Source organism: Methylophilus sp. UBA6697, assembly GCF_002454655.1.
In the GTDB taxonomy this organism is placed as follows: domain Bacteria; phylum Pseudomonadota; class Gammaproteobacteria; order Burkholderiales; family Methylophilaceae; genus Methylophilus.
The window spans coordinates 1-4267 of the sequence record NZ_DKJH01000015.1 but is presented as its reverse complement, the minus strand read 5'-3'; the positions used below and the strand labels follow the sequence as shown (position 1 = coordinate 4267).

Here is a 4267-nt window from a genome sequence, read left to right as displayed (position 1 = left end):
ATATTTTTTAACAAGGCGAGGAATAAGAATAAATTCCAAATATAACCTGAAGCACAGCTTACTAATTAATCTTTCTTTCCTAGGAAGTTTGATAAGTTGAATGTGTCTATTTTTCGACTGTAGTAATGCGTATTCTTGATAGTCTGGAATTAGAATGTAAAAAGGCTCAGTAAGTAACTCTTCTGAGAGGTGCCTGATGAAATTCAGAGAAAGTGTTTTGGGGCCGGCGCCAACTTGATTGTAGAGGTTTATCAGTGTTGCCATAAGCTGAAGTAATAAAAAATGATTAAAGAATGTTGATTAAGAAAACAGGCTTATATTTTTTCCCAATACGGTTTTTTCCCTAACAACATTCTATATTTATCCATAATGTAATGTGTACGGTCTACTCCAACTACATTGAATAGCAGAATGCGTAAATATGCACGTAATAACGCCATTAGGATGAATGCACTTGGAACGCTTTGCCCATGTAAACTCTGGGCTTTGATCAATTCCTTAACTGCTTTAACTGATGAATAGGGGGAGCTACTTACTCCACCTGCTTGCATGCATACAGTAATTTCAGGATAGAAAAGAGCATTATGCAGCTTCAGTTCTCCTAAAAGCAGCTCATAGTCGCCACATATTCTAAAGTCGGTATTAAACAGGCGATTTGAGAACAACGCTTTATGATGTAAAACTCCCTGATGTGGGATGTTCATATGCTTGAAAAAAAGTTTTTTTGTGACTTCCCAATCGTCACCACAGGCATATATTTCGTTTCCTTCATTATTCACCAGCATCACTCTGCTATAAAGAACTTTAGATGTAGTGGCCGTAGCTTGAGTGAAGTAAACGATTTTTTCAATTGATAGATTATCGTAAAAGTAATCATCTGCGCCTAAAAACCATATCCAGTTTCCTCTAGCTAAGCGAACCCCTTTATTCCAAGCATCGTAAATGCCGTTATCCGGCTCCGATATCCAGTGATTAATATGTTGGGAATATGCTTTAATAATCCCGACGGTATCGTCTGAGGAGCCGCCGTCTATAATGATTAGTTCAAAGTTTGGGTTGGTTTGATTTTTGATGCTATCTAAGCATCTTCTTAGCGTTTTTTCAGCGTTAAAAGTGGCGATAATGATTGAGATTTGTGGTGGCTCTATATACATGCTTTGTTTTGGACTTAGTACTTATTGCCTTAAGTCAACTCTAGTATTTCAATAGCCTGTATTTTACAGTTTTTTTACAAACATCACGGATTCGTCTTAATAATTGCAGCGGGGTACGTGTTTCTAAAAAGAATGGGATATTAATTCCCAATGATTTCAAGGCTTTTAATTGCTCTTCTAAAACTTGTATATATGAATCATATAAAAGCTGACTTTGTCTGTTTATTTTATATCCCTCATAAAGTCTTACCGCTTTCTCTCCAACGAGTCTCAATGAGTGAAAATGATAAAAAACAGGCTTGAGTATCTGTTGCTCCATGTAGTAACTCACATTCCATGGCGCTAGAGTTCTGTTTTTTTGTTTTAAGACATGAACATCTTTTCCAAAGAGCTGCGGCCACTTATTTAAGTACTTTTGGTCTCCGAAGCGATCTTTTTCAATGCGTGCATAACACCACTCTATGCATGCATCCTGCCACCAATGCATTACTTGAAAGGATTCAATTGAGTTTGTGAATGTCAAAAACTGGACACAAAACTTGCCACTCAACTCCTCCCATTGAGCATATTCAGGCGCAAAGGCGTGCTCAGTAATAAGCACCTTTTTCTGCGACTTTTCTAACTCATCAAAAAAGGGGGTAGGGCTATCGAAAAAAAACAAATCCGCATCTAAATATGTTACACGCTGAGCCTCAGGGGCTAGTGTAAATACAGATTCGGCTACAAAAGGAGTCATAGTCCAGCAATACTCACCTTTTGTACGAGTGCTCTTAACAGATAGCAAACGTTCATTCTCAATAGACTCTAAAGCAATGAGTTTAACATTCGATAGTTTCAGGTTAACTAATTGCTGCTCCACTTTTTGATCCATGCATACAATCCATAAAGTGAAGTCTCCTGCATATTTCATCAAAGAATCATGTAGGCATAAGCCGGAAGGTAAAAAACCACTGTCAAATAAAGTAACGTAGTGTTCCATTTTTATATTGTTTGTTTTTTGCTTTAACTAATATTTAGCTGATGTATCTCTTGATTTTGAGCGCTAATGATTTAAGTCTTCTCCGAAGTGTTATTTTATTTTTTTCTCGAAAAAAAGACTCAAACTCTTTTCTAGCAAATTCATTCTCTACGATTTTTAGTTTTTGAAGTTTGATTGGTTTAATTGAAACCGTTTGATTGTAAATATCAGTATTTGAACAATGAGTGCCAGAATTATCAAATCCAATATTTTGAATTAAGCTTTGACCTGGATATAGAGTAAGAAAATTTTTGATAAAACACGTGGCATGCCATCGAATAGCCCAAGAGTTGTTTTTTCCTTTGATTTGATCCTCTAACATCCTACTAAAAGGATAAGTATGGTTAAAGTCAAACCTATCAATAAGGTTTTGATCTTGAAGTGACTTTAAAAGTTTTTTACCATCCGTCTCAAAATGCTCCCAAGCTCTTTGCCAAGTCGCCCATCCCCAACAGTCTGCACCTCTGATAAAAAAGCTTTCAGGAAGGGCGTTCGTTGTAGGGTAAGTATAGCCATGAATGCTGGCAACTTGTGCTTCATCCTTATAAACTTCAAGAGCATTATTCATGTAATCAAGAAAATAAGGCGACGTTACAATATCATCCTCTAGTACAATTACTTTGCCATATCGGTTACAAATGTTTGTGACGCCGTCAATAATTGAGTTTGCTAAACCATAGTTTTTGTTCCGCTCTACAACAGTTACGGAATTGAAACCCTTAACGGATTTTATGTATTTCCTTACTTCTTGAATATTGGTAATTTCTGCTTCAGAGCGAGGGCCATCGGAATATATGAATAAATCCGAATCTACTGCAAGTGCATTTGCTTTTAAGGCTTGAAGTGTTTGTTTGGTATGCTCAAGTCTGTTGTAAACAAAAAGAACTATTGGCGCAGTTTTCAAGCTAACTCTCGATTTTTGTAGAAAAGAGTATTGTATGTTTTAGCAAACAATACATAGTTTTTAGTTTTCATGAAATTATGTATCTTAAAATCTAGATTCTCAATGTTATCAAGATTCAGCTCTTCAACTAAAACCCAGTCTGGTCTGTAAAGTTTCCAATCGTTTGACTCTAGTACTTCTAGGTCGAGCCCTTCTACATCAATAGTCATGAAGTCTATCTTAGTATTTTTAGGTAAATTATGGGCTAAAATTTCGGATAGTGGGGAGACCTGTACGTTTTTTGTACCTACATGTTTGTATGGTGTGTGAGATAGTCTTTCTTCGAACATGGATTTGCTGAACGTGTTTAAAGCTGGTTCATCAAATTGATAAAACTCCAGCGTTGCATTCTTAGATGCTACGCCAAGGTTTAAATTTATATCGCGGGGCCTCTGTAAGCGGAACAATTGAATTGCATCAGGATTGGGCTCGACATTTATACCTGCCCAATTAAGATTTTTGTAAAAATAATAAGTGTTTGAAAAGCGGGTTGGATGATGGGCACCAATATCTACAAAGAAACCACTATTTTTACGATCAAAGATTCTAGCAAGAATTATATCTTCACCTTCTTGTGCGTAATAATGTGAGTACTTTTTCTCAAGTATGCGATTTTTGATTTTTTCTAAAATATATAACACAGCAAAGTCCTGCAGAATATTGATCTAGTGATTTATTGTCTCAATATCAATTACTTCATCTACCAGCCCCATAATTTCGGGGTCATGAGTGATGAATACAATTATCTTATCTGATTTGTTTCGAAGAATACTCTGAAGTATTTGATTTTGTGTGGCTTTGTCTAAAGCACTCGTGCTTTCATCAAAAATCAATACCTCTGGATGCCTAATTAAAGCCCTTGCAATAGCTATTCTTTGACGCTGACCACCAGAAAGATTCTTACCCTGATAATTTACTCTATGGTCATATTTNNGGCTGAGCCCATAGAAATATTATTTCTAATCGTATCATCAAAAATTGCGGGTTCTTGATTTACTAATATGATTCTTTGTCTAATTTGTTCAGTACTTAAGTCTGCTATGTTGTGTTGATTGATAAAAACTTGACCGCCTGTTGGTTGGTAAAACTTCAAAAGTAAATCAATTAAAGTCGACTTTCCAAGGCCGGATTTGCCCGTAATGGCATAGCTTC

General features: G+C 36.1%; 5 protein-coding genes and 1 pseudogene. All 6 read right to left on the bottom strand.

What is annotated here, in order from left to right:
- Window positions 1–314: 314 nt before the first annotated feature.
- Window positions 315–1154: a glycosyltransferase family 2 protein gene (locus tag B3355_RS04385; RefSeq protein ID WP_292780617.1), complete on the bottom strand. Its 840-nt coding sequence runs from the start codon at window positions 1152–1154 to the stop codon at window positions 315–317.
- Window positions 1155–1194: 40 nt separating this feature from the next.
- Window positions 1195–2025, bottom strand: a complete 831-nt coding sequence (locus tag B3355_RS04380; RefSeq protein ID WP_292780614.1) for a glycosyl transferase — start codon at window positions 2023–2025, stop codon at window positions 1195–1197.
- A gap of 142 nt (window positions 2026–2167) precedes the next feature.
- Entirely contained in the window at window positions 2168–3076 is a 909-nt protein-coding gene (locus tag B3355_RS04375; protein WP_292780611.1) for a glycosyltransferase family 2 protein, read from the bottom strand.
- Complete coding sequence (locus B3355_RS04370; RefSeq protein WP_292780608.1) at window positions 3073–3756, bottom strand: FkbM family methyltransferase; 684 nt, start codon at window positions 3754–3756, stop codon at window positions 3073–3075. The genes B3355_RS04375 and B3355_RS04370 overlap by 4 nt, the downstream gene beginning before the upstream one ends.
- A gap of 24 nt (window positions 3757–3780) precedes the next feature.
- Window positions 3781–3999, bottom strand: a pseudogene (locus B3355_RS13630) (ABC transporter ATP-binding protein); the annotation flags it as partial.
- A 29-nt stretch (window positions 4000–4028) separates the two neighbouring features.
- The gene (locus B3355_RS04365; RefSeq protein WP_422655871.1) at window positions 4029–4208 is read right to left on the bottom strand and encodes a hypothetical protein; all 180 of its coding nucleotides are present in this window, start codon (window positions 4206–4208) and stop codon (window positions 4029–4031) included.
- Window positions 4209–4267 lie beyond the last annotated feature (59 nt).

Bases quoted from the DNA above. Each gene is read 5' to 3' on its own strand.
- B3355_RS04385 (WP_292780617.1), bottom strand. From the start codon at position 1,154: ATGTATATAGAGCCACCACAAATCTCAATCATTATCGCCACTTTTAAC.
- B3355_RS04380 (WP_292780614.1), bottom strand. From the start codon at position 2,025: ATGGATCAAAAAGTGGAGCAGCAATTAGTTAACCTGAAACTATCGAAT.